This window comes from Daejeonella rubra, assembly GCF_900103545.1.
GTDB lineage: Bacteria > Bacteroidota > Bacteroidia > Sphingobacteriales > Sphingobacteriaceae > Daejeonella > Daejeonella rubra.
In genome coordinates this window covers 1-24,447 of the sequence record NZ_FNHH01000008.1, presented here as the reverse complement: position 1 = coordinate 24,447, position 24,447 = coordinate 1, and the positions used below count along the sequence as shown (strand labels likewise).

Sequence of the window (24,447 nt, the reverse complement as noted above, 5' to 3'; positions counted from 1 at the left end):
GACCTATAAATACTTCTTATAAAGATTGAAGAGGATCTTTTTCTCCTCTTCGGTTAATATGCCCGTGATCTCTTTTTGTACAAAATGGAGCTGAAAGGATTTCAGGGCATTTTGGGGATTTTTAATATCATACCCTATAATTCGAAGCGCTTCAATGGGGTTAAATGTTTCTGGCACAGAATCAGTTAATATAGAATCCTGCCATAACCCATAACCATTTTCAGCAAGAGTTTTCCAGGGAAAGGTGATGTTTGGATCCACCTTTCTGCCTGGTGCAATATCTGAATGGCCAATAAAATTAGCCGCCGGAATAGTATGCGTTTTTTTAAGGTTTGCAAGTACGGTTAAAAGGCTGCTGATTTGCGGTTGAGCAAATGGTTCGAAGCCGTTATTGTCGAGTTCTATTCCAATTGATGCAGAGTTAATATCAGTCAGATTACCCCATTTTGCCGATCCACCATGCCATGCCCTTAAATAATCATTCAGCATCTGGTAAATTGCTCCATCTCTCCCAATCACATAATGAGCACTAACCTGAGTACGAGGTAATGTAAATGTTTTTAGGGTTTGCTCGGTCGAGTTTTGAGCGGTATGATGGATGATCACGTAATTAGGTTTTCGCAGCCCGAAATTTGTTGTCCCTACAAAATCCTCACCTGTTGGATTTACAGGATTAGTGCGGATGGTTCTGCTTAATTCTTTTGTTTGTTTTTTATATGCTTTGTTCGTCGGGCCGTAAGGGTTTGATGAACAGGATGCTATGATCATACTTATTCCGGCAAGGAGCATCAGACTTATTTTTATGCGCATGGATGTTGTTTTAACTTCAGCCAAAATACAAAAATGAATCTCTTTATTTAATAATGGAGGTTTTTAATATAAGAACCTCCTTCATTTACCTGCTCTGCGAGTTGACCTATTGTGGTATTTTGGAATGCATCCAGAAGCGCATCTCTTGCTATTTTATACTGATCGTGCATAGGGCAGGGGTGAGTAGCCGAGCATTGCTTTAATCCAAGTCCGCATTCCTGGAAAACAGACATCCCATCTATGGCATTTACAATATTTATGACTGGCTGCTCCAGCTGATAATCTTCAATGTAAAACCCACCATAAGGTCCTTTTAGGGATGTGATAATACGGTTTTTGTTAAGTACCTGCAGAATCTTCGCTGTAAAAGCTTCAGGTGCATCAACTTCTCTTGCAATATCTTTGATATTGAGTTTTATACCCTCTTCCTGTTTTGAGGCTACAAAAATTGTTGCCCGTATTCCGTATTTACATGCTTTTGAGATCATAATGTGATTAAAGTGTATCCGTATCAGATCAGTGGTTTGATTGTGCTATGTTTTATTTTATCCAGTTTAAACATGAACATACTTGCCATAACTGCTGCTCTTATTTTTGCTTCTTCAGCTATCGGGCCTTGAAAATGTGTATCTATTGTTTGATTGAACATATTGATCCACCGTTCAAAATGTTCAGGATCTAATTCCATCGTTGCATGTTTCATAAAGGGATTTCCATTGTATCCTTTCACTCCAAAGAGGGCTGCATTCCAGAAAGTATACATTTTTTCAAGATGCGGGACCCAGTGTGTTGAAAGCCTGAAATTAAAAATTGGAGCCAATAACTCATCCTCTCTGATTTTGTCATAAAAGTCATCAACCATTACTTTGATGTCCTCAAGTCCTTCAATATCTTTTTTACCGGTCATTTTTTGATAATATATGACAAATATAAGATTTTTTCATAAAGGATAAAATTATCCTTTATGAAATTTTTATACCTTTGAATACTAAATAAAAGAAAATAAATCATGGAAACAATAGCTAATAGTACAATCGGGTCTTTAGTTGCTGCAAATTTTAAGGCGGCCAGTGTTTTTCAAAAATTTGGAATTGACTTTTGCTGCAAGGGAAACAGGACCATTTCTGAGGCATGTTCAAGTCAGGATCTTGACAAAGAGAAAGTTGAACAGGAGGTTTTATCGGTAATGGCAAGTAAAGAAAAAAGCGCCATCGATTATAATTCCTGGCCAATCGACCTGTTAGCAGATTATATTGAGAAAACCCATCATCGTTATGTAACGGAAAAGATCCCTGAGCTGAATCTATATCTTAATAAGCTTTGCAAAGTTCATGGTGAAAGACATCCTGAATTATTTAATATCTATAAGCAGTTTTTAGCTTCGGCAGAGGAATTGACCTTGCATATGAAAAAGGAAGAGAACATCCTTTTTCCATACATCCGCTCAATGGTTAAGGCAGAAAATGGCCAATCAGAAATTGATCAGCCTCCATTCATGACCGTTCAGAACCCAATTGCAATGATGATGAAGGAGCATGATACGGAGGGTGGCCGGTTCAGAGAGATCTCAAAATTAAGTAATGGATACATTGCTCCTGCAGATGCTTGTACAACATACAAAGTTGCATTTGCGATGTTAAAAGAATATGAAGAAGATCTGCATACACATATTCATCTTGAAAATAATATCCTTTTTCCGAAGGCGGTCAGCCTGGAATCGGCTCTGGTTTAATATTGATGAATCTGACTGGAAATAGGATATTTGTAACTATCGTATATACTTCAGGGGAGCTTTTAGTTGAGACCTTCAGGGGAGAGTACAGAGATCTCAAATGTCTGATACAAGACAGGCTGTATTCAGAAGAATTCGGACAATGCGGAGGAATGGGTAAATGTGGTACATGCCTGGTTGAGATCAGCGGATTAACAGGAGAGGCTGCCTCTCTAAAAAGAAATGAAGCAACAACTCTTGATAGGTTGGCATCATGCCGGCCTGAGGTCAGGCTGGCTTGCCAGGTGCCCGTTGATAGCAGCCTGTCAAATCTTTTTGTGAAAATTTTGAGTGATCATTGATGTTTCACTTTCACCATGGAACTGAACTATTTCAAAACAATGGAGATCGTTGATTTTGTATATGCGCTGAATATCCCGAGGGCTCCGTTATTAAAATTGGAATCAGGATTTGCCGGAGCTACCGGTGGTCCGCCGTTTCCTCCTATCTGACTGATCGCAAAGTAGTATTTAAATACATTACGGTCGATCGTTTGCATTTCAATATCAATGATATCCCCTGACTTAATATCATCACCATCATAAATGATCACATCAGAAACTGCATTTCCATCATTAAACCGATCTTCAAAAACAATGTCGGTCTGAGATTTACTGTTGATCTTTAACAAATATCGGTATTGATTCTGCACACCCGCAGGGTCTTTGTAATAAACGGTTGGATAGATATTGGAATTTCCAAAAAAGCTGAGTTTTTTGAATCCAACAGAATCAGGCCCCACAGGGTAAGGCATAGTTGAACTGGCTGTGTACAACTTTCCATCTGCCAGAACTTCCAGCTTATAAGTTTGACCGGGTGTTCCCCTGAACCGCTGACTTCTATACAGGCCTTTAGATACTTCAGCAAAGTTAATTAGAATGCCGCTTGGAGTGGTCACAGTTACTTTTGCCCCTGTATAACCATTGAAAGAATTTGACTCTGTAAATGGAATGGTTTTCGAAATTCTGACAAATTGATTTTCGGTTTGGTCGCTGATGTTGCCCTCTATAACAATTACTGGTTCTGCATTGCTCAGATCAAGGTCAACTACTTTTTCGCAGGATGATAATAAGAATAAACTGATGAAAAACATCAGGGTATAATTAAGTTTTGAAGCCTGAAGTACAGGTTTAAAGGTCTTTAGGAAATTCATAATGGTTTCATTTTAAAACTTAAAGTTCCAGGTAATTGAAGGGATTATTCCGAATAAAGTTGTTCTTACAGCCTGGGTTTTACTTTTATCATCCGGATCGTCTCTAAAATCGATGGAGTATGCATTTTTGCGATTATATAAATTATAAACTCCAAAAGACCAGCTTGATTGTAATTTCTTTCCTGGTTTTCCTTCCAGTGTAGCCGAAAAATCGAGGCGGTGATAATCAGGCATTCTGTCTGAATTACGCTCAGAATAATAAAATACAGTTTTGTTATTTAACTGGTATTTGCCTCCGGGGAAGGTCACCGCATTTCCGGTATTATACACAAATGTTGAGGAAAAAGTCCACCGCTCACTTGCTTTGTAGATACCCACTAATGAAACATCATGTGTCCGGTCCTGTTTTGCAAGAAACCATTGGCCGCTGTTTATATCATTAAATTTGCGCTCTGTTTTTGACAGCGTATACCCTATCCATCCATTGATCTTACCAAAACGTTTCTTTAAGAACAACTCAATGCCAAAAGCTCTTCCATCACCGAAGAGAAGGTCAGCTTCCACATTTCTGTTTCCACGAAGATCTGTTCCGCTTCGGTATTCGATCTGCCCCAGCATCTTTTTATAATACACCTCTGCAGAAAACTCGTATTTATCTTCATTTAAATTCCTGAAATAACCAAGGGCTACCTGATCTGCTATTTCCGGTCTGACATTATTACTGCTCATAATGTACAGATCAGTAGGAGAGCTGGCTGTAGAATTAGACATTAAATGCAGATTTTGGGTATTCCGTGTATAAGAGCTTTTCAGAGAAGACGAACTATTCAACTGATAACTTGCCGAGATTCTGGGTTCCAGATAAAAATAACTTTTAACCAGATCACCGCTTGAATAGGCCTTGGTTGAAGTGGTATTTCCTTCAGCATCATACCTGTAAAAATTACCCGGTCCAAATAGAAAGAATGAACTGGCCCTAAGGCCATAAACCATATTGATCTTGTCATTAACTTCCCATTCATCAGAAATATAAGCTGCTATTTCGCTGCCTTTGCGCTTTTCAACAGTTACTTCATTTACACTGGAACTTGCACTGGCAGTAATATTACCGGGAGCAATAGTATGATGGTTCAGATCAAGCCCGAAGCGGATATTATGACTATTATTTAAGGCAAGCTGAAAATCCTGTTTCAAATTCATATCCCTGATTGAGGAACTCACTTTAAAATTATTCTCTTCCAGAAAATTCTGAATCACATAATTGTAATTACTGTAAATGAGGGAAGTATTTGAGAATAAACGATTACTATATAAGTGGTTCCAACGGAGTGTTGCAGTTGTATTTCCCCAGTCGAAGCCAAAAGTTTCATTTAGTCCGAGTTCATCACGACCAAAATATCCGGAAAGATAAATGGTATTTTTATCATTTATCTGGTAGTTTGCTTTAGCGTTAAGATCATAAAAATAAAGGGTGTTATTTTTGATGGAACTATCACTTGAAAAGGCTAAAAATGCATCTGCATAGGTTCGCCGGCCACTGATCATGAATGAACCTTTGTCTTTAACTATCGGACCTTCGAGCTTGAGCCTTGAAGAGATCAATCCGATTCCACCCTCAGCGGTATATTCCTTCTTATTCCCATCATTCATTCGTATATCCAGAACGGATGATAATCTGCCCCCGTACTGAGCTGGCATGCCTCCTTTAAAAACGCTGACATCTTTTATAGCATCTGAGTTGAAGGTTGAGAAGAATCCAAGTAAATGCGATGCATTATAAACGGGTGCTTCGTCCAGAAGAATCAGGTTTTGGTCAGTTGATCCTCCCCGAACATAAAAGCCGCTGTTTCCTTCTCCGGCAGATTTTATTCCGGGAAGCAATTGCAGAGTTTTAAGTATATCGCGTTCCCCAAATAGAACGGGTACATTTCTGATTTCACTCAGGTTGATTTTGGCCACACCCATTTGTGCATTCACCACATTGTCATTCCTTCTTTCGGAGCTGATCACGATCTCATCAAGGATATTGTCAGGAACCATATTCAGCTCAAGCTTTGTATCCGAATTGATGCTGATCTTTCTGTTTATTGTTCTGTAACCTACATAGCTTACGCTTAGATCGTAATCTCCTGAGCTGAGTTTATATGAAAAGAACCCATAGGCATTTGTGCTGGTTCCGACTTGTGCCTTACCCATAAATTTGAGGGTAACTCCAATTAATGTCTCCCCCGAAAGAGAGTCTTTTACAACCCCATTTACCGTGTAGTTGTCCTGAGCTAAACTGCTTATTGTACAAAACAATAGCAGCATAATGGTCAGAAAGATATTTTTCAAAAAGAGCATTCTATTAAAATAAGAAGAAGAGTTTAAATAGTGTTTTGTGCATAAGTATGATATACGGTAATTCTGCAAAGCTAAATACTTTCATCCATCTATTTTTCAGTCGATTGTTAGTTGAAAGTAAGATATTTTGCATGAGATATTTTGCATGAAAAGTACCATACTAGTCAAGGATCTGGCGTTTAAAAACCCGGATCTGAAACCTGGTTCTCTTCACAGAACTATAATTTTAGCTATATTTATTCTTCGATAAAACCTATTCCAAAATGAAAATCAATTATCTGGTAGTTTTGAGTGCCTTGATAGGCTTAACATCCTGTTCAAATAATTCAGAAAATAAAAGTGTACTTGCGAACGACAGTTTGCAGAACTATGTGGCAGAACGGCTTCCTATATATGCCAAAGTCAGACTTACTACAGATATTCAAAAGCTGACAGAAAATGAGCGAAAGGTTTTACCCCTTCTTATCCAGGCAGCTGAGATCATGGACGAACTTTTCTGGAAGCAGAGTTACCCGCAGCGGGATAGTTTACTGGCCACTGTTCAGGATGAGAAAACAAAGGAATTTATACTGATAAATTATGGTCCATGGGATCGTTTGAATGACAATAAGCCATTTGTCAAGGGAATTGGCCCAAAACCTGCAGGTTCTGGTTTTTATCCTGCTGACATGACAAAAGAAGAGCTTGAAAGCTCTAATGTTGCAGACAAAAAGGGATTATATTCCATGATTCGTCGTACCGATTCAGGCAAATTACTTTCTGTACCTTATAGTATTTACTTCAGGGATGATTTAGTAAGGGCAGCTAACTTATTGAGAGAAGCGGCACAGCTTTCCGGCCCCGGTCAGTTAAGACGCTATCTTACCTTCAGAGCAGAAGCTTTGGTCACTGATAATTATATGCCGAGTGATTTAGCCTGGATGGACATGACAAATAACGGTCTTGATATCATTATTGGTCCGATCGAGAATTATGAAGACGGACTCTTCAATGCCCGCGCTGCTTTCGAAAGTTATGTACTTGTTAAGGATAAAGAATGGACTAAGCGATTGGAAAAATATGTGAGTATGCTCCCAGAACTTCAGAGGGGCTTGCCGGTTGAAGAGGCCTATAAGAAGGAGAAGCCTGGTACTTCCTCTCAGCTTGCTGCATTCGATGTAGTTTATTATGCAGGAGATGGAAATTCAGGTGGAAAGACCATAGCGGTGAATCTGCCTAATGATGAAAAGATCCAGCAATTGAAAGGTACCCGCCGTTCACAGTTAAAAAATGCAATGCGTGCAAAGTTTGATAAGATCATGGTACCGATTTCTGCTGAACTGATAGATAAAAGTCAGCAGGAGCATATCAAATTTGATGCATTTTTTGCCAATGTGATGTTTCATGAGGTAGCTCATGGTTTGGGAATAAAATCAACTATTACAGGAAAAGGTTATGTAAGAGAAGCATTGCAGGAACAATATTCATGGCTGGAAGAAGGTAAGGCTGATATTCTGGGTTTATATATGGTGAGTAGTTTGCTTAAGAAGGGCGAGCTGGAGGGTGATATCAAAGACTATTATACCACTTTTATGGCAGGTATTTTGCGTTCTGTTCGTTTTGGTGCAGGTGAAGCACATGGCAAAGCAAATATGCTCTGCTTCAATTTCTTTAATAGTAAGGGTGCTTTTGAACGTACTGATGAAGGCACATATAAGGTTAATTACGAAAAATTCGAATCTGCCATGAATGATCTGACCAGGGAAATTCTTGTTCTTCAGGGCAATGGCGATAAGGCCGCTGTTGAAAAAGTTCAGAAAGAAATGGCTTTAATTCACACTGATCTTAGTTCTGACCTTAGCCGTTTGAGTAAAAAGGGAATTCCGGTAGATGTGATCTTTGAGCAGGGTCTGAGTGTTTTAGGATTAAAGTAGGTTTAGAGCGTTTCTATCATCTGGGCTACCGTATCTTTTGAGATGGGTTTACCATAGAATCGTCTAATAGATGGATAATTGCCCAGTCTGTTTTTATCATTCTCATTGATTGATGAGCTAAATAAAAATATGGCATAATTTGACCGGATATCTGCGGGGAGCTGTTCAAAAGCATCGACGAATTGAAATCCGTTCATTACAGGCATCTGAATATCCAGAACAATGATGGTCATGGCATCTGCAGGTCCCGGAACAGATTTTTTTATTGCTTCATAGGCTTCTGTAGCCTCCATATAAGATTTTACACTGGAATAGGATCCTGCATTTTGTATGATCTTTTCTGCAATAAAACAGTCAAGCTGGCTATCATCAACTATAATAAAATGTGGAAACGGAGCAGACATCTTACTTATTCTGTATTGTTACTTTAAACGTGGTACCCTTATTTACTACTGAATCTACAGTTATTTTTCCATTTAGTTTAGTTACCGCAGCTTTTACATTATATAGTCCAAATCCTGAACCTACTTCCTGTGAACTTGCCCTGAAGAACATATTAAAGATATCTCCCAGGTAATTTTCGGCAATGCCTACACCATTATCTTCAACCCGAATTACAGCTAAACCATTCTCTACGAGGATATTAAGGTCTACAAATTTAGTTTTATTTTCTTTCCTCTGGTACTTAAACGCATTTGAAAGTAAATTGTTCAGAATAAGTTTTATTGATAATTCATCCCCACGGAACACTTCTCTCTGACTAATAGTTGTTTTAAACCGTACATCACTTACCAGGTAGGTGAAATTAAATATTCTGGTTTGCTCATCAACTAATTCTTTAAAGTCAATTTGCTTTATTTCAAGTTCTCCCCTGTTCAAATTATAATAATCATGAATACTTTGAATGAAATCGTCCAGGTTGAGTACAGAGTTCTTCATCAACTTCAGCATTTTCCTTATCTCAGAGATATCGTCTACATCCTGTGCAGCCTCAATCGCGCCCAATATACTTAATAAAGGCCCTCTCATATCATGAGTTACACTGTATGAAAATTTATCGAGCTCATTATATGCTCTCTGTAACTCCTCATTTTTTACAGCAAGCAGTGAGTTGGAAACATAGAATTTATTGGCTTCATTGATGGCTGCCAGAATATCACCGTCATTCCATGGTTTTTTAACATATCTGAAGATATTACCCAGGTTTATGGAGTCGATCACCGAGTCAATATCAGTGTAACCCGTAAGCAGGATCCTTATTGGTTTAGGATAGCGGCTTCTGATCTCTTCAAAAAACTGGACGCCTGTTTTTCCGGGCATACGCTGATCACAGAAAATCACTCTGATATCCGGATGAGAGTTCAGATGCTCCAAAGCATCAGTTGCATTTACGGCGATCATGATGTTGTAGCTCATCCTGAATGAGGCTTTGAAACCAGTCAGGTTATTGATCTCATCATCAACGTAAAGTATTTTTATTTTCTCTTGTTTTTCCACTTAAATATCTTCTGTAATGTTCAGTATTATTGGTAATTCCAGTATAAATTCAGTGCCGAGACCCGGTGTGCTGATAACCTGTATTTCCCCCTGATGCCTTCTGATCGTGTTATATGCAATTGACATTCCCAGGCCGGTACCTTCGCCCACGTCTTTCGTGGTAAAGAATGGCTCGAAGATCTTTTTCTTCGTAATCTCATCCATACCTATTCCATTATCTTCTATTTTAACAAACACACTTTTTTCATTGCTGCTCGTACTAATCTTAAGAACACCTCCCGAATTATCGCCAAATTTTTTGTTGATCGCGAATATTGCATTCGAAAGGATATTTAAAAATACCTGGTTCAGTTTCCCTGGATAACAATCGATCATTGGAATGTCTCCATATTCCTTTTCCAGGGATATTTTATTGCTTAATAAATTATTTATAACGATCAGTGTTGAATCCAGTCCGCCGTTCATATCTGCCTTTTTCAGATCATCTTCATCCAAACGTGAGAATACTCTTAAACCTTTCACGATCTCTGAAGTTCTTGAAGCACCTTCATGAATACCCTTGAGCAATTGTGATATCTCCATCTTCAGATAATCATAATCAAGTTCTTCTTTTTGTTCTTCTATTTGTCTTTTCTTCTCTTCTGCAGGAAGGTCAGAAAGGCCTATTTTTTCCATCTCCTGAATAAAGTCTATTAATATATCTACATCCCGGTTAAGAGGCATGATATTGGAAGTAACAAAGTTGATTGGGTTATTGATCTCATGTGCAATTCCTGCAGTCAGTTGCCCTAGTGATGCCATCTTTTCTGCCTCAACTAACTGTCCCTGAGCCTCTTTTAGTTCGACCAGGGTCTGACTAATTTCATTATTTGCATCAATTAGTTCCAGTGTACGTTCATTAACTTTAGTTTCAAGAAATACATTTTGTTCACGAACTATCCTATCATTTTCCTGTAAAGCTACTAAGGTCTCTTCCTGTGATTTTTCTTTCTCTCTCTTGAAAGTATTGATCTTATCTGCAAGTGCAAATGCCAGGAGTACTACGTCAAGAGCTATGCCACCTTCTTTAGTATAATTCGTCAGATCATTATAAGGTACTATTCCGAGGTTTCGCAAAACAAATAATAGCAGGCCTGTAAAGAACATGGAAAATGCCAGGAGGAATAGTATTGCGGGTCTGTAACCTTTTAATGAGAGGGAAATGGTTACTGTAAAGGTGATCAGCACTGTAGTGATAGCTGCAATATCGATGGTTCTGTAACTCGCCTGATCAAAGCCCATTAAACGCAGCACGACAGCAGTGCTATAGATCAATATTGAAACATAGATGGCTTTATGAAGCTTTGGAGTATTTTCCCTGGTCTGCAGAAAGTTCATCATGAACAGATTACCTATAATTCCCGCAAGTCCTGGGAAAATGATAATGCCCATATGATTCAAGGCAGGATAATCAAATAAAATGAAACGGTAAGTATATCCGCTCAAAGTTACCTGAGTAAGCCCAATGAGTAAACTGTATGCAACATAGTAGAGATAACTGGCGTCTTTTACAGAGATATAGATGAATAAATTATAGACCACCATTACCAGGATCAATCCTATAAACATTCCCCATACTAGGTCATTCCCCGACAATCTTTCGGCCATTAGCTTGGGTGTTCCAATGATCAATGGTAATACCATTTGTTCAGAACTCTTTACCCGGAGATAATAGGTTTCAGTGGCGCCCTTTGCCAGGTCAATATCAAAGAGAAAATTCTGATTTTTGTATTTGCGCTTAGAAAAATTGTCGTTATAGCTTAAGCTATTTACTTTTCCATCACTAATTGAATAAAATTCACAAATACTGAGCATGGGGTATTCCAGTGCCAGAATTAGCTTTTCCTGATCACTTTCATTCCTGATACTGAATTTGATCCAGAAATCTGAGTGGCTTAATTGCAGATTGGGAATAGGAACTGTCGATTGTACAAAAGCATCAGAGTCTGCAACTTCTTTCAGACTCAAATTGTTTGTTTCATCTTCCAGAATGGATACTTGATTTCCAATTACCAGATTTTGACCCTTAAAAATAACTGGCCCCTGCGCAGAAGCCGACAATGAGCAGATCAGCGAAAAAATGATCAGGATATACTTAAACATTTTCATTCCCAATATTTAAAATCTGAAAGCATATTATTAATCTAATCTATTCTTCGAATACAAGTATATCCTTAACTGGCAAACGGTGAGCTTTCAGAACCGGCTCTTCGGCAATGGCTATTTTAGTCAGAAATACTTCTGCATCTGTATTTCCTGATCCGGTAATTTTATTGAATTGCTCTCTCAGGAACTGAAGCTCTTTGACATTCTTTTCATCAAGCCCTTCCCCTTTTCCGTGCAAAATACGCGAAAAAAGGTAGAGAGGAGAAATTAAGGGGTGGATTGCCAGATTAAGGTTCGTTGCCTCAAGCCATAATCTTTCCATTGAGCGACCACCTTCAAAGAAGTTTTTGAGTTCATAACCCGGCAGGCTGATCATGCATAATGCTGAAGCTGTGGATACTGTGCGCATGGCCAGCATGCCTAAAGCATTGCCACCTCCAAGTTCTTTCACAGAGTTGATCACCTTTTCGCTTTTTATGACACTCATTGCTGCCATTAGTGAATTTCCAAGGGCAAGCGTTTTTATATCAATTCCATCCAGTGTTTTCTCAGCATCTTCAGATGTCCAGCGCATTTCCCTGTGTACAAAATCATAATGTCCTTCAGGATGCAGCAAACGCATGCGATCGCAGGCTCCTATGATCATTGCAATTGCCCTGAGGTCTTTCTCATCTGTGAAGCACTTGAACTTAGCACCCGGAACAGATTCAGCGATCATTCCCAATCTTGAGTAAATATCCTCAGAAATTATTGTTTTAGGCGCCATGATGCGGTTGGTATGGCGTCTGTAGATAGCTTTATCCAAAGGCAAAAGAATCTCGGTCAGAGGATTTTTTACTAATCTTTTGAAGCGGATCGCAGCTACCAGCTTTTCTGATGTGCTATCCCGAAAGAAATGATAATATGGTTCAATTCCTAGTTTCAGCGCGTGTATATAAAGATTCTCGTAAGCTGCTCCAAAAGTGATGAATGATGCAGTTTTTTGAAAATCACCAAAAGAATGGGAACGGTACTCATCATGAAACAGATATAGGGTTCCATTTTTACTCAACCATTTCCATGGCTGATCATTTCCTGTTGAAGGAGCCGCAGCCGCGGCAGCAACCATACTGTTTATGCTGTCCCTATCGGGATAGATATCGTCTGCGCCCGACTCAATTTTTACTTTTGAAGCTATTTGCTTCATATCTTCTGCAGATAGCGGATTGAAGGGGTTAATCCTTGATACCGGTAAATCCTCCACAGTGTTTTTATCCCCAACCAGTTCCTCCAGATCGATATAATAACGACCGGATTCATGATATTGATCAAGCAGGATCCTTCTGCAAACATCTGCACCTACAGCACCTCCCAAAGCGACGGAACTGGCCAGCTGTGGCCATGTATTGATTGTTTGCTCTACCTCTATCATCGATGCTTTTGCTCTGAGAGAGATATTCTCCACTCCAAGCATTTGCAGCATTACGGGTATTTTATCTTCAGTACTTAATCCCTTAATATTTTGAGGATCAATATTTTCAATAGTTCCATGGAGCAGCGGACGGTTTGGCTCAAGGTCAAAACGTTCTACATCCAGCATTCCCCGGTCACTGGTATCCATAATTACCGGAATTCCTAGCTCTCTTGCCTTAAAGCGCGAAAGTATTTTCACATCCAGACTGTCACATTCATCAACCAGCAAGTCTAATTTTCCATTGCCGCAATAGAAATCATCCATATTTTCTTCAGTTAGCCCGCTAAAAAAACAGGTTACTTTCAGAAAAGGATCCATTTCTGCTATTTCTCTGGCAGTAATAACTACTTTGGGGACTCCCAGATTATGAACGCCGGAGCGTATCCGGTTCAGGTTACTTAACTCGAGGGTATCGAAATCCGTTAGTCGAAGTTCACCAAAACCTCTCTCCATTGCCAGAGTGAGGGCAATTGACTGCCCTACAGAAAGGCCGATGATGCCAATTCGTTTTGTGCTAAGGGTTTCCTTTTCTTTGGCAGTGATCTTATATTGATTGCGATTGGTTCTTACCTGGATAAACTCATCTTCATCCAGCATGTGAACCAGTCGGCGGCTCCATGGATAATAGACCCAAACTCCATAGGCATTTATATCTCTGCCTGCCAAATGTTTTTTTATAAGTTCAGGGTATTCATCTTTTTTGATGCGAACTGCCGGGCTTCGCATTTTCACCAGTTCCTGTAACTGTCCGTAAATTTCATCATGAAAGAATATAACATGATTTTCAATAAGTTGTTCAAGAGCTGATTTCTCAGAAGGATCGCTAATCCGCAGAAATACTGGTTTATAAACAAGCTGCATTTGCCCGGATGCTTTGATCAGCTCAGAAAGCCTGTTACTCATAGGGGTAGTTTATAAGTTTTGAAATGCTGTGTATTTTTTGCCAATCAGGCCTGTTAATATGCTGTAATTTAGAATAAATTGATGTTACGTTCATCAATTTTTCCGGTAGACGAAAGTTTTTTTGCATTCGCTATGGTCGCTTTAAGGTCCCATTGTTCCATATTTGGTATCTCAATGTCATAATGTATCTCAATTTTTTTATTTCGAAGTTCTTCGATACGTACACCCTGTAAATTATCTCTCAGAGATTGAATAGCTAATTTATTTTCATCATCAGCAGCACTCAGATTTTTCAGGTCCCTTAGAATCAGAACTGTAGCAACCAGATCTAGTTTTGGATAATAAAAAGTGCCGTTGTTCCCTATCCCGTATTCAATCTCATAGCCCACGCTCTGAGCCATTTTGACGGTGTAGGGAGCGCAAAGCCCGAATAAGGAATCAAGCCCGATTTGAGTTGACATGGCCACGCCTACACGGGTAAGAAATATACTTCCGATACCATAACCGGCGATCTCACGTGAATTCCATAATCCGCAACCTTCTCCTGTACCTTTTTGTGCAAAATCCCATACCAGATCATAGATCGCCGGATCAAGAATTCCTGTTGCTTGTTCGATGGGCAGGGGTTCGGTTCCACCAGCTACGTGAATACGCGCTCCACCGTAAATATGTTGTTTATCAAGTGATTCAACAATCATCACAAATGCGGCAGGGTTGTACATCCATTCATTATTTGATGAGGTTACCTTTTCTACACCAATGCTTGTAAGTACTCGTTTGTGGCCTTCAATAAACAATTCACATGAGTTGGGATCGTCAACCGCTCTGAATGCTCTTAACCTGACTACCGGATTACCATTGTTAAATTGAATTTCCATTGTTTATGAATACGCAGTATTAGAGTCCTGAATATTAGTATAGTTACTTAGGGGCTGTTTTTTGAAAAACTTTTGCAGGGTAATTTACTTGTAAAATAATTAAATTGACTAAATATTGTTAATTTTACCAAAAACCACTAGTTCAATAATGTCTGAAAAGAAGATAGATATACTTTATGTAGATGATGAGGAAAATAACCTCGTCTCTTTTAAGGCTACTTTCAGGCTCAAATATAATGTAATTATTGCCTCCAGTGCTGATGCAGCAATGAAAATTCTGGAAACCAAGCCCGTAGAAATTATCATTACGGACCAGCGGATGCCTAATATGACCGGTATTGAGTTTCTGGAGAAGGTCATTGAAAAGTATCCTGACCCTGTCAGGATCTTATTGACCGGTTATGCAGATATGAATGCTGTGATCGATGCGGTAAATAAGGGTAAAATTTTCCATTACCTTAGTAAACCATGGAATGAGCAGGAGCTTGATGAGACAATCAAAAAGGCATTCGAGGTTTATAAAGCAAATAAAGAGATCAAAGAAATGAATGATAAACTGGCTCTTTCTAATGACCAGCTTGAATTTCTTCTTCGTCAGAAATTGCTTTCCTGATCATCCGATCCTCCTTTTCGCAATTCTACTCCCTATTTATTAAGATCTTCTGCCAGAAAATCCTGAAATCTATTTTCACCGACATTTTTCCCTTTTTCACCGAGTTTAATGGCTTATCTGCCTAATAGGTATTTAAGACCTCATGCCTGCACTCTACATTTGAAGAAAAAAAGAAAAATATTATGAAAACAATAGTACATACCCTCATCGCATTATTAGTTCTGTTTATGAATACTGAATCCTATGCATATTCAGGAAAACCGAATGATTACAGAAATAATTTTATCGGATCTTTAGTTCCCTTGTCTCCACGAAATTGGGAGTTGAATGATATAGAAGTGCCTGAAAACCTAAAATTCATCAAAGCAAAAACTGCATTGGTTCCTGTAGCTGAATTTGTATTGGGTAATCCGGATGAAGCTGCCCCAATTGAATTATTAATGTCAACGGTACCGGTTCCTGCTAAGGTCTGGGAAGAAGAAACAACTGAAGTTCCGGAAGGTCTGGAAAATATCAATGCAAAATATGCCCTTGTACCGGTTCCTGCCCGTCATTATGTTCAGGATGACAGTATTCCGGTTGTTCAGGATGATAAGGCTCCTTTTAATCAGCATGCTCTGGTTCAGAATTTTGTAAAATAAATCACAGGCAGGTTAAAACACGTATATCTTAAATACATGAAAACATTACATTTTGAAATCCCTACAATGACCCGCTTATACAAGCAACAGGAGCTAAGCAGGTCACTGAAAAAACTGGGAATTTACAATATCATAACCGAAAGCGGAAAGGCTGCAATTACCTGTGAAGACGACCTTCCCAAAATTGATATCATCATTGCCATTGAAGAGGCAGGTTATGTTGTAATTTATTAAACTGCAAGCATCAAACCATTCCCGGATCAATTCAGGTTATATTTTTCCTGTTTTAATACCACCTGTTTATCGGTAATGATCAGGATCATGATGATCAGGCCCAGAATGATCGCTACAATGATCTGCAATTGGGAGATAAAGCTGGAGCTCGACTGACTTTTCACAGATTCTGCCAGTAATTCTTTTCCGATCTCACATTGAACCCGGGTTAGTTCGATCAGATCTCTATCGATCTCATCATATAATTTTACGGTAGTATTCAGATAGAGATTAATTGCGAATTGCTTACTTTCTGTTGCCGCATTGATCAGGAGCAATTCATCGCGCTCAAATGTTTTTAGATTTTTTTTCAGGTTTTGAAGATGGTTGGTTTCGGCCTTAACCAGATACGTGTTTTCGTATTTACTTATCAGGGTATCCAGCTGTTTATTTTCTGAAGCGAGTACAATCCTGATCTCTTCTGTACTTAAATTATCCGTGAACAGGAAAGAGACCAGCTTATTGCGTTTGGTTTGAATATGGCCTGAAATAGAATACAGATCAACAGCAGGTATAAGTCTGTCTTCATAGATCGAATTGAATGATTTAGAGATCCTGCTCACATTATAGCTTTCCAACAGGCTAAATAAAATAACTAGTAACATCATAACCGCCAGTGCAATGGCCAGACGGATCTTACGTTGTATTGCGAAGGCCCATTTCATAATTTAATGTTTTAGCAGGTTAAAAATCAGCTTCTATATATAAAGATAAAGCCTTCATTTCGAAGGCTTTATCTCAAAATAATTTAAAATAATTTTAGCGGCTTGCTTCAGCAAGTATTTTTTCATTCAGACGGATATATTCTGCATTATTCATGGCTTTGGCGGCTTCAACTCCGGCTTTGGCAGTTTGTGCTGCTCCTGCCTTATCACCTGATTTTAATTGAATACGAGCTTTCTGGTATTTGAACCATGGTGCTTTCTGATCTCCGGCTTCAGCAATACTGATCCATTCCAATGCTTTTTTCAGGTCTTTGCCATTCTCATAATAGTAAACAGCTGCCGGATAAAACGGTGGTTTCTCAGATTTCATGGCTTCATTAATACTGGCCATTACTTTAGTGTCGACATCTGTTGTCATTTTTACTGTTACCCGGGTATTCGACCATAAAAGATCAAGATTTGCACTTGAAGGCATTACATCACTAAAATTGATGCTGAAAGTTTCCAATCTGTCATTCAGTTTAACTGTCTTTACTTTAAAGCGTAATACATCTTCTGATTGCTTATACTGGTAGGAGCCCCATTGTTTGGTTTCTTTGTTCAAAATAATGGTCCATTCATCCTTACCGGGAATAGTGAAAAGTGCATATTCGCCTGCTGCTACCGGATTTCCATCCAGGGTGACCGCATCTGTAAATGTGATGACGGTTGCATCATTCGCACCGGTGCGCCATACTTCTCCGTAAGGTGCCAGGTCCTTTTCTAAACTTCTTCCTTTGATATTTGGTCGCGAATATTTGACGGTAACTTTTCCAAGTCCGAACTCCTGAATAAGGGTTTGGGAGCTGCTTGACTGAGGCATTTTAAGTTGCGCAGAGGCATTCAGGCAAACCAGACCAATGAGAGCTGTCGTAAATAGTATGGATATTTTCTTCATGTGATTTAAATAGTTTAAATTTTCAAACCCCGAATATATTGGATTATTGATAGTTATTTGTGTATTAAATGTAAAAACATAATTCCGGCAGGCATCTTCATCTGTCCGGAATTCATGATTTTTGATTATTCCTTAATCAGTTCATTGAAAGCATATTCTGTCAGCATTTCATGATTTCCCTCAAAAATGGTCAGGCTTAAATTGCCGGATTGTTTTTTCAAAAACACCTTTCTGCCGGCAATAATGCCGAAGTCGCCCAGGGCTTTTCTGTATTCCAGCAAATTTAGTTTCTCGGAATCGCTTACATAAATGGAACTATCACTTACCAGCTTATCTTTTAATACTTTATTATAAAAATTGATGGAATGAGTAATCGGTACACTGCCCTGAATTCCATCATAAACGCCGGCATAAATATTAAGCTCTGAGGTGTTCAGCTTTTCTACGGGGGTGTTCCAGTAGATAGGCGATTTCTTTATTGCAATATCCATGTTGAGACTGTCTTTTGAACTGGTACAGTCCATGATGTTCTCAGCATATTTGGCTCCCACGATCTTACTTTGTGCATACCAGGCAGGCAGGTCAGATATGGGAACCCAGGCAGAAAAACGCCTGATCAAATGTCTTGATTTCATGAAAGTTGCCAAAGTAGCATAGCCGCCACCGCTCACTCCGATGACATAGATCCGCGAAAGATCCACATTGGAATTTTTAATGGCATAGTCAATGGCATCATCGATATCACCCAAAGCCAGATCACTGCAACAGGCGTCTTTTGTCCAGTTTACCCCCCTGAAATCGGGATGGATATAGTTCAGATCTTTTGTTTTGCTGAGTGCCGCCAGTTCATCCTTCTGCTCATAATTACCGCTCCAGGTATGCAGACTCACAACCAGGGGCTTTGGCGAAGTAGAATTTGATTTATAGAAATAGGCTTTTTGTAAAGAATTATCAAGGGTAGATTTAATATCTACGACCTTAAAATCAGGATCCCAATTGGTTTGGCTGGTATCATCAAAGCGGGTGAAGGTATTAGAGAATGGCTTTTTCAGGGTATTCCATATCGTTTCATTCTGGCTGATAAAGATACCGGTGGCAAGACCGAGGATTAAGATCAGGATGTATGAAACAGGTTTTTTCATGTTAGATCTATTGGTTTGCAAATCTGTTATTATATAAGCTTCCCAGAGTTTACCGTTCTTTCGGCAATTGGAAGTCGTATTTGGTTAAGGAACGCGTGATGTGTGTGCACCAGCGGGGGGGCAAACTTACCCCACCTCCTTCATCGCTTCCTTAAAACTACCTGTAATTTCCTGAGCAGTCATTCTGTTCATAGAGATGTTCACTTTTAAGTTAAAGCCGGTTGCATCAGGAGCAGATAGGCGGATGTTTCTTTTTGCCAGTGCATCCGAAAAGCGTTTCTTGTCAATGTTTTTCAGGTCGAGGTGTACGATGTGTGAACCATTATTATATTTGACAATTTTGCATCTTTCATCTTTCTGAATTTCAGTGAATAGATACTCCGCTTTTTGCCAGGCATTTTTATATTCCTCGATCCATGAATCAACATAATGCAGGGCTACTGCGGCAAATGGCCAGACAGCGGGAATACCTGCACCGAACATTCTGCGCTCATGGAAAAGATCGTGTGTAAATTCTTTTGAACCTGCCAGAACAGCTCCGCTTGCTGCATTAAAGCATTTGCAGATGGATGTGAATGAGGTATCGAACATTGTTCCGTATGTGGCAGGATCAATTCCGGTATGAGCCGATTGTACAAAAAGCCTTGCTCCATCCAGATGGGTTTTAATATCATTTGCTTTGGCGTAATTCGTAATGGCTTTCATGTTTTCAAAAGCAAACATTTGGTCCTGCTGCCTGCGTACCGGACTCTCAATACAGATAACTCCAACCTTTAAGGCAACCCTTCCTTTTGCTGTTTTACTGACAACTTCTTCAATCTCAGCCAGGGTCATTTCTGTGGTATTCAGTCCGAGGGGAATAAGGTTCAATGCACTCAGGGTTTGACAACCATCGCCCGTATCCTGATAGATATGGCTTTGCTCCTGAAGAATTACCCGGCGATTATTTCCAGCCAGGCGGCGCAATGCCATGTGGTTAGCCAGGGTACCAGTAGGCATGAAAACTGAAGATTCTTTACCCATCAGTTTAGCAAACCTGTTTTCCAGTTCTTCAACTACCCCGCCGTTTGAATAAAAATCGGTTTTGATCTTTCCTTCGTCAGCAAGTTTCATTAAAAGTTCGCCATACTCTTTCGGACTCAAAGGCACACCATCATTTACAAAATCAACAGTTTTACCGGCAATAGTTGCCGTTTTTTGTGGAATTTCTCCGCCATAAACGTCTAGTTGACTGGCTGATGCAGCTATGACACTGCCTAGTTTTACAAAATCTCTTCTGTGCATTGGTTTAAATTTTAATTAATGAAAGATCAGGTAAAAAATCCGGATCATGTTCCCTGCTGATCAAATCCAATAAGTTCCACTAAACTTGTTCAATATTGTTAATCGTTTCAGTATTAAAAGATAGAACGTTTAGTGCTGCTTTTGGGATGAACCATTGAGTATATTAAATATGAGGAATGGGATTGAAAATTCCTAATCAGGATTGGCTCAGAGGTTTAATGAAATAGTATAAATTTTAAACCATTTTAAACCACCTTATTCCAATATTCAGAATCCTCTGTAGCAGGGAATTTTGCTTTTGGCTCAATGTCCAGAAAGGGGTAGCTAACTTTTGAAAGGAATAATCCCTGGGGATGTGCCGGCAATATTTTGGATGGAATGTTTCTTGAGATCAGGTGACTTTCGAATTCATCCACGCTCAGCGTACCATCGCCAATTTCGATAAGCTTACGAACGATAATCCGTATCATACGCCCCAGAAAGCGGTTGGAAGAAATTTGAAACCGGATCCTGTCGCCACCAATGTTTGTGTACAAACCTGCAGAAGATACCCGGCAAATGGTATGTTCATTTTTATCGGGCGATTTACAAAAGGCCCGGTAATCCTCGTACTTTGGGAGAAGATCGACTGCTTTTTTCATTTCATGCAGATCAAAACTTTTACGCAGATAGAGCGAGCTGCTCTGACTTAAAAACGGGTCTTTGTAGGTGTGAATAAAAAAGTCATACGACCTTTGAATTGCATCATAACGTGCATGGGGTTGGCCCTCCACAGGGATGATATCAAACAGGGCTATATCGTCCGGAAGAATCCGGTTGAGGCGAAAGAATAGATCGAAGTTCCATGGTTTTTCGATATCCATGTGGAAGAAATACTGGCTGGCATGTACCCCGGCATCGGTGCGTCCGCAACCGAAAATTGTGATCGGTATTTTAAAGATCTTGCTGAGGTTATCTTCAAGAATTTCTTGTACACTTAGCTTGTCCGGCTGCCTTTGCCAGCCGAAATAGTTTGTTCCTTTATAGCCAATGTGAACGAAGTATCTCAATGCCTTTTTTGTATTATTTTGCTAAGCTAATAATGAATTTTCAATTCCGCTTCTATATCTCAAAGGTACCAGAGTCTTAATATTCAAATAATATGTATTTTTGTATTCCGCTTTCTAATATTAAAGTGTGTTTTAAGCAATGTAATTTATGAGAACTATCGTAATAGTTGGAGCAATAGTATTGGCTGGTGCCAGTATCATCGGAGTAATGATGAGCGAAAGAAATGAGGCTGCCCAACCTGCTGTTTCTAGTCAGGGAATTCCACCAATGCCTGCTGATGCTACGGGTGAAGCACCTAAATTAAATCCGGCACATGGTCTTCCGGGCCATCGTTGTGATCTTGCTGTGGGTGCCCCGTTAACAAATGCTGCCGGTGCTCAGGTTCCTGCTGCTGCGCCACAGGCGGTTGTTCCTCAACAGCCTGCTCCAGCCGGTTTGAAGGTTAATCCAGCTCATGGTCAGCCTGGTCATAGATGTGATCTGCAGGTGGGAGCGCCGTTGTAGTAGCTGCGGTGCGGATCAAGCCCGCAGTGACTAATGCGGATCAAGTCCGCAGTGCCGAGGGAGAATCAAAGAATAAAAGTGTAAAAAAGCTTTTCGCGAATTGCGAAATAAGTGAAAATGCGTATCTTTCTTCCATGAAAGAGCATAAGGGCATGCGCCCACAGGATATTGTAATTCTTTTAAAACTTATCATCGATGCGGATCAGGAGATTCGTATTAAGGATCTTTCCTCGAAACTTTTTATTAGTGGATCTGAGATCAGTGAATCTCTGAATCGTTCGGCAATTGCCCGGCTAATAGATCCGGCAACGAGAGTTGTCAATAAGGAGGCATTTCTAAAGTTTCTGGAATATGGCCTCCCTTATGTTTTCCCTGCACAACTTGGTCCGGTAATGCAGGGTTTGTTTACCGCGCATTCAGAATCGTCTCTATATCTGAGTTTTTCTTCAGAAGAAAAACTGGTATGGGCTGATGAGTTTGGAAAGGAAAGGGGACAAAGTATTCTGCCTTTATATCCCACGGTAAGCAAGGCTGTGCGGAAGGATAGGCTTCTTTACAAGTTGCTGGCATTATGTGATATCATCCGGATAGGTGATGCTGCTGACAAAAATAAGGCGGTGTGGCAATTGAGGGAGATCTGTCATGCCAGGGGACCGGTCTGAAATATTGTTATTTTCCTCGCTTTTTTAATTTATTGAACGGATATTTACAGCAAGGAAAATGAGTAATGAATAAGCAGGTCATTGAGCAACCTACAGGCTTAAAACTAAGAAGCAGTACGAGTAAGGCCGGAAAGACCGTTTACCCGATTCTGATTGCAATCAGTTTATCACATCTGCTAAATGATACCTTACAATCGATCATTCCCGCGATATATCCAATTGTTAAGGATTCTTTCAGCCTTAACTTTGCTCAGATAGGTCTGATCACATTGACATTTCAGCTTGCTGCGTCCTTGTTTCAGCCTTTTGTTGGCTTTTATACCGATCGTAAACCACAGCCTTACTCATTGGCGGTTGGCATGGCCTTTACTCTGGTTGGCCTGGTAATGTTGTCTGCTGCACCCAGTTTTGAGTTCCTGATATTCTCTGTGGCTTTAGTGGGAATTGGTTCATCTATTTTTCATCCGGAGGCATCACGTGTTGCACATATGGCTTCAGGCGGAAGGCGCGGTATGGCTCAATCTGTTTTTCAGCTCGGCGGAAATTTCGGTAGCTCTATTGGCCCTTTACTGGCAGCGCTCATCATTGTACCTTACGGCCAATCTAATATTGTCTGGTTTTCTGCACTTGCACTTCTGGCAATCTTCATTCTGTTTAATGTAGGGAAATGGTACAAACGTAAGGTCAGAATAAAGGCAAGCAGACCGGGTACGGAACATCATGCTGTTCATAACCTGCCTAAAAGAAAAGTGATCTTCTCTGTTAGCATTTTGCTGGTATTGATCTTTTCCAAATACATTTACCTGGCCAGTATGACCAGCTATTATACTTTTTATACTATTCATAAGTTTGGTGTTTCCGTACAGGATTCTCAGGTATATCTTTTCATTTTTCTATTTGCCGTTGCGGCAGGTACTATAATCGGGGGACCATTAGGTGATAGGATAGGACGTAAATATGTAATTTGGGGTTCAATTCTGGGTGTTGCACCATTTTCTATCCTCTTACCTCATATGAATCTTTTCTGGACAGTAATTTTGACCATTCCGATCGGTGTGATTCTGGCTTCTGCTTTTTCTGCTATTCTGGTATATGCGCAGGAGCTTTTTCCGGGAAAGGTTGGAACGATCTCCGGACTGTTCTTTGGTTATGCTTTTGGTATGGCCGGAGTTGGATCCGCTCTTTTAGGTGGACTTGCTGACCGGACTAGTATAGAGTACGTCTATCAGATCTGTGCTTATCTTCCGTTGATCGGGTTGATCACAGCTTTTCTTCCGAATATTGGGAAAAATTAAGATTAATTAAGTGTTGAATTAACGAAGTTCTTTGGATAATCAACCTGAATAATGGATGATAATACCATGCTGATATAGAAAGTTGTACCTTTTCCGGGAACACTTTCAAACCAGATTTTACCATTCTGGATCTCGGCAAATTCTTTACAAAGTGCCAGCCCCAGACCTACGCCCTTCTCATTCCTGGTACCATAGGTTGATTTCACCTTCATTGAAAAAAGATCGGCCTGCATATCATATGGAATTCCACGTCCATTATCGGTGACGGTAATGATGCAATTGTTATTTTCGACTGTAGAACGGATACTGATCTTTCCTCCCACCGCGGTAAATTTAACCGCATTGTTGAGCAGATTTCTAATCACAAGTTGTAGCATATCTTTATCCGCCAAAACAATGATAGACTCATTCATTTTAATCTTATAATGACATTGATTATAACTTATTGATTTTCAAGCAACTTTTATATGTAAAGTGCAACCCATTTTTTCTGCTTCTTTTTGCAGACGGGCAAT

The 24,447-nt window shown here is 39.7% G+C and carries 25 protein-coding genes; 9 read left to right on the top strand and 16 right to left on the bottom strand.

Annotated elements, in window-relative coordinates; translation table 11 throughout:
* Window positions 1-3: 3 nt before the first annotated feature.
* From BLR27_RS07485 to BLR27_RS07475, 3 genes are read right to left on the bottom strand one after another with little or no spacing between them, the layout of a single operon-like run.
* A complete protein-coding gene (locus tag BLR27_RS07485) occupies window positions 4-810 on the bottom strand; it encodes an N-acetylmuramoyl-L-alanine amidase (protein ID WP_090702999.1) in 807 nt (268 codons plus the stop codon).
* A 47-nt stretch (window positions 811-857) separates the two neighbouring features.
* Window positions 858-1,298: an RrF2 family transcriptional regulator gene (locus BLR27_RS07480; RefSeq protein WP_090702996.1), complete on the bottom strand. Its 441-nt coding sequence runs from the start codon at window positions 1,296-1,298 to the stop codon at window positions 858-860.
* A 23-nt stretch (window positions 1,299-1,321) separates the two neighbouring features.
* Window positions 1,322-1,717, bottom strand: a complete 396-nt coding sequence (locus BLR27_RS07475) for a group III truncated hemoglobin (RefSeq protein WP_090702992.1) — start codon at window positions 1,715-1,717, stop codon at window positions 1,322-1,324.
* A gap of 102 nt (window positions 1,718-1,819) precedes the next feature.
* Here BLR27_RS07475 and ric point away from each other — a divergent pair, with 102 nt between their 5' ends.
* Window positions 1,820-2,542, top strand: coding sequence for an iron-sulfur cluster repair di-iron protein (gene ric, locus BLR27_RS07470; RefSeq protein ID WP_090702988.1), 723 nt, complete (start codon window positions 1,820-1,822; stop codon window positions 2,540-2,542).
* A gap of 5 nt (window positions 2,543-2,547) precedes the next feature.
* Window positions 2,548-2,883 carry a 2Fe-2S iron-sulfur cluster-binding protein gene (locus BLR27_RS07465; protein WP_090702983.1) on the top strand — a complete coding sequence of 112 codons (336 nt, stop codon included), beginning with the start codon at window positions 2,548-2,550 and terminating at the stop codon, window positions 2,881-2,883.
* A 26-nt stretch (window positions 2,884-2,909) separates the two neighbouring features.
* On the opposite strand, the gene BLR27_RS07460 is transcribed toward BLR27_RS07465, so the two are convergent.
* Together BLR27_RS07460 and BLR27_RS07455 are read right to left on the bottom strand one after the other, a co-directional pair.
* Entirely contained in the window at window positions 2,910-3,734 is an 825-nt protein-coding gene (locus BLR27_RS07460) for a DUF4249 domain-containing protein (protein ID WP_245704470.1), read from the bottom strand.
* Window positions 3,735-3,746: 12 nt separating this feature from the next.
* The gene (locus BLR27_RS07455; RefSeq protein WP_090702979.1) at window positions 3,747-6,077 is read right to left on the bottom strand and encodes a TonB-dependent receptor; all 2,331 of its coding nucleotides are present in this window, start codon (window positions 6,075-6,077) and stop codon (window positions 3,747-3,749) included.
* Between the two features lie 263 nt (window positions 6,078-6,340).
* On the opposite strand from BLR27_RS07455, the gene BLR27_RS07450 reads away from it, so the two are divergent.
* Window positions 6,341-7,990 (top strand): dipeptidyl-peptidase 3 family protein, encoded by a 1,650-nt coding sequence (locus BLR27_RS07450; RefSeq protein ID WP_090702975.1) that lies wholly within the window; start codon window positions 6,341-6,343, stop codon window positions 7,988-7,990.
* A gap of 2 nt (window positions 7,991-7,992) precedes the next feature.
* Here the strand turns inward: BLR27_RS07450 and BLR27_RS07445 are convergent, their stop codons facing one another.
* The 5 genes from BLR27_RS07445 to BLR27_RS07425 all read right to left on the bottom strand — a co-directional run bounded on the left by BLR27_RS07445 (window position 7,993) and on the right by BLR27_RS07425 (window position 14,866).
* Window positions 7,993-8,394: a response regulator gene (locus BLR27_RS07445; protein WP_090702972.1), complete on the bottom strand. Its 402-nt coding sequence runs from the start codon at window positions 8,392-8,394 to the stop codon at window positions 7,993-7,995.
* 1 nt (window position 8,395) lies between these two features.
* Window positions 8,396-9,487 (bottom strand): hybrid sensor histidine kinase/response regulator, encoded by a 1,092-nt coding sequence (locus BLR27_RS07440; protein ID WP_245704469.1) that lies wholly within the window; start codon window positions 9,485-9,487, stop codon window positions 8,396-8,398.
* A complete protein-coding gene (locus BLR27_RS07435) occupies window positions 9,488-11,635 on the bottom strand; it encodes a sensor histidine kinase (protein ID WP_245704468.1) in 2,148 nt (715 codons plus the stop codon).
* 40 nt (window positions 11,636-11,675) lie between these two features.
* Window positions 11,676-13,988 (bottom strand): Rv1355c family protein, encoded by a 2,313-nt coding sequence (locus BLR27_RS07430; RefSeq protein WP_090702963.1) that lies wholly within the window; start codon window positions 13,986-13,988, stop codon window positions 11,676-11,678.
* Window positions 13,989-14,056: 68 nt separating this feature from the next.
* Window positions 14,057-14,866: a hypothetical protein gene (locus tag BLR27_RS07425; RefSeq protein WP_090702955.1), complete on the bottom strand. Its 810-nt coding sequence runs from the start codon at window positions 14,864-14,866 to the stop codon at window positions 14,057-14,059.
* 148 nt (window positions 14,867-15,014) lie between these two features.
* On the opposite strand from BLR27_RS07425, the gene BLR27_RS07420 reads away from it, so the two are divergent.
* From BLR27_RS07420 to BLR27_RS07410, 3 genes are all read left to right on the top strand, one after another.
* Entirely contained in the window at window positions 15,015-15,479 is a 465-nt protein-coding gene (locus BLR27_RS07420) for a response regulator (protein WP_090702950.1), read from the top strand.
* Window positions 15,480-15,661: 182 nt separating this feature from the next.
* A complete protein-coding gene (locus BLR27_RS07415) occupies window positions 15,662-16,120 on the top strand; it encodes a hypothetical protein (protein WP_090702946.1) in 459 nt (152 codons plus the stop codon).
* A gap of 36 nt (window positions 16,121-16,156) precedes the next feature.
* Window positions 16,157-16,354 (top strand): hypothetical protein, encoded by a 198-nt coding sequence (locus tag BLR27_RS07410; protein ID WP_090702942.1) that lies wholly within the window; start codon window positions 16,157-16,159, stop codon window positions 16,352-16,354.
* A gap of 26 nt (window positions 16,355-16,380) precedes the next feature.
* Here the strand turns inward: BLR27_RS07410 and BLR27_RS07405 are convergent, their stop codons facing one another.
* From BLR27_RS07405 to BLR27_RS07385, 5 genes are all read right to left on the bottom strand, one after another.
* Complete coding sequence (locus tag BLR27_RS07405; protein WP_090702938.1) at window positions 16,381-17,058, bottom strand: MCP four helix bundle domain-containing protein; 678 nt, start codon at window positions 17,056-17,058, stop codon at window positions 16,381-16,383.
* A gap of 94 nt (window positions 17,059-17,152) precedes the next feature.
* The gene (locus tag BLR27_RS07400; RefSeq protein WP_245704467.1) at window positions 17,153-17,995 is read right to left on the bottom strand and encodes a DUF2911 domain-containing protein; all 843 of its coding nucleotides are present in this window, start codon (window positions 17,993-17,995) and stop codon (window positions 17,153-17,155) included.
* 125 nt (window positions 17,996-18,120) lie between these two features.
* Window positions 18,121-19,137, bottom strand: a complete 1,017-nt coding sequence (locus BLR27_RS07395; RefSeq protein WP_090702934.1) for an alpha/beta hydrolase family protein — start codon at window positions 19,135-19,137, stop codon at window positions 18,121-18,123.
* A 126-nt stretch (window positions 19,138-19,263) separates the two neighbouring features.
* Complete coding sequence (locus tag BLR27_RS07390; RefSeq protein WP_090702931.1) at window positions 19,264-20,421, bottom strand: threonine aldolase family protein; 1,158 nt, start codon at window positions 20,419-20,421, stop codon at window positions 19,264-19,266.
* Between the two features lie 245 nt (window positions 20,422-20,666).
* Window positions 20,667-21,470 carry a tRNA pseudouridine synthase A gene (locus BLR27_RS07385; RefSeq protein WP_090702928.1) on the bottom strand — a complete coding sequence of 268 codons (804 nt, stop codon included), beginning with the start codon at window positions 21,468-21,470 and terminating at the stop codon, window positions 20,667-20,669.
* Between the two features lie 148 nt (window positions 21,471-21,618).
* Here BLR27_RS07385 and BLR27_RS07380 point away from each other — a divergent pair, with 148 nt between their 5' ends.
* From BLR27_RS07380 to BLR27_RS07370, 3 genes are all read left to right on the top strand, one after another.
* Entirely contained in the window at window positions 21,619-21,975 is a 357-nt protein-coding gene (locus BLR27_RS07380; protein ID WP_090702924.1) for a hypothetical protein, read from the top strand.
* Between the two features lie 134 nt (window positions 21,976-22,109).
* Window positions 22,110-22,637 (top strand): hypothetical protein, encoded by a 528-nt coding sequence (locus BLR27_RS07375; protein WP_176767633.1) that lies wholly within the window; start codon window positions 22,110-22,112, stop codon window positions 22,635-22,637.
* A 65-nt stretch (window positions 22,638-22,702) separates the two neighbouring features.
* Window positions 22,703-23,932 (top strand): MFS transporter, encoded by a 1,230-nt coding sequence (locus BLR27_RS07370; RefSeq protein WP_090702920.1) that lies wholly within the window; start codon window positions 22,703-22,705, stop codon window positions 23,930-23,932.
* Window positions 23,933-23,934: 2 nt separating this feature from the next.
* Here the strand turns inward: BLR27_RS07370 and BLR27_RS07365 are convergent, their stop codons facing one another.
* Window positions 23,935-24,345, bottom strand: coding sequence for a sensor histidine kinase (locus BLR27_RS07365; RefSeq protein WP_090702916.1), 411 nt, complete (start codon window positions 24,343-24,345; stop codon window positions 23,935-23,937).
* Window positions 24,346-24,447 lie beyond the last annotated feature (102 nt).

Bases quoted from the DNA above. Each gene is read 5' to 3' on its own strand.
- BLR27_RS07485 (WP_090702999.1), bottom strand. From the start codon at position 810: ATGCGCATAAAAATAAGTCTGATGCTCCTTGCCGGAATAAGTATGATC.
- BLR27_RS07480 (WP_090702996.1), bottom strand. From the start codon at position 1,298: ATGATCTCAAAAGCATGTAAATACGGAATACGGGCAACAATTTTTGTA.
- BLR27_RS07475 (WP_090702992.1), bottom strand. From the start codon at position 1,717: ATGACCGGTAAAAAAGATATTGAAGGACTTGAGGACATCAAAGTAATG.
- ric (WP_090702988.1), top strand. From the start codon at position 1,820: ATGGAAACAATAGCTAATAGTACAATCGGGTCTTTAGTTGCTGCAAAT.
- BLR27_RS07465 (WP_090702983.1), top strand. From the start codon at position 2,548: ATGAATCTGACTGGAAATAGGATATTTGTAACTATCGTATATACTTCA.
- BLR27_RS07460 (WP_245704470.1), bottom strand. From the start codon at position 3,734: ATGAATTTCCTAAAGACCTTTAAACCTGTACTTCAGGCTTCAAAACTT.
- BLR27_RS07455 (WP_090702979.1), bottom strand. From the start codon at position 6,077: ATGCTCTTTTTGAAAAATATCTTTCTGACCATTATGCTGCTATTGTTT.
- BLR27_RS07450 (WP_090702975.1), top strand. From the start codon at position 6,341: ATGAAAATCAATTATCTGGTAGTTTTGAGTGCCTTGATAGGCTTAACA.
- BLR27_RS07445 (WP_090702972.1), bottom strand. From the start codon at position 8,394: ATGTCTGCTCCGTTTCCACATTTTATTATAGTTGATGATAGCCAGCTT.
- BLR27_RS07435 (WP_245704468.1), bottom strand. From the start codon at position 11,635: ATGAAAATGTTTAAGTATATCCTGATCATTTTTTCGCTGATCTGCTCA.
- BLR27_RS07430 (WP_090702963.1), bottom strand. From the start codon at position 13,988: ATGAGTAACAGGCTTTCTGAGCTGATCAAAGCATCCGGGCAAATGCAG.
- BLR27_RS07425 (WP_090702955.1), bottom strand. From the start codon at position 14,866: ATGGAAATTCAATTTAACAATGGTAATCCGGTAGTCAGGTTAAGAGCA.
- BLR27_RS07420 (WP_090702950.1), top strand. From the start codon at position 15,015: ATGTCTGAAAAGAAGATAGATATACTTTATGTAGATGATGAGGAAAAT.
- BLR27_RS07415 (WP_090702946.1), top strand. From the start codon at position 15,662: ATGAAAACAATAGTACATACCCTCATCGCATTATTAGTTCTGTTTATG.
- BLR27_RS07410 (WP_090702942.1), top strand. From the start codon at position 16,157: ATGAAAACATTACATTTTGAAATCCCTACAATGACCCGCTTATACAAG.
- BLR27_RS07405 (WP_090702938.1), bottom strand. From the start codon at position 17,058: ATGAAATGGGCCTTCGCAATACAACGTAAGATCCGTCTGGCCATTGCA.
- BLR27_RS07400 (WP_245704467.1), bottom strand. From the start codon at position 17,995: ATGAAGAAAATATCCATACTATTTACGACAGCTCTCATTGGTCTGGTT.
- BLR27_RS07395 (WP_090702934.1), bottom strand. From the start codon at position 19,137: ATGAAAAAACCTGTTTCATACATCCTGATCTTAATCCTCGGTCTTGCC.
- BLR27_RS07390 (WP_090702931.1), bottom strand. From the start codon at position 20,421: ATGCACAGAAGAGATTTTGTAAAACTAGGCAGTGTCATAGCTGCATCA.
- BLR27_RS07380 (WP_090702924.1), top strand. From the start codon at position 21,619: ATGAGAACTATCGTAATAGTTGGAGCAATAGTATTGGCTGGTGCCAGT.
- BLR27_RS07375 (WP_176767633.1), top strand. From the start codon at position 22,110: ATGAAAGAGCATAAGGGCATGCGCCCACAGGATATTGTAATTCTTTTA.
- BLR27_RS07370 (WP_090702920.1), top strand. From the start codon at position 22,703: ATGAATAAGCAGGTCATTGAGCAACCTACAGGCTTAAAACTAAGAAGC.
- BLR27_RS07365 (WP_090702916.1), bottom strand. From the start codon at position 24,345: ATGAATGAGTCTATCATTGTTTTGGCGGATAAAGATATGCTACAACTT.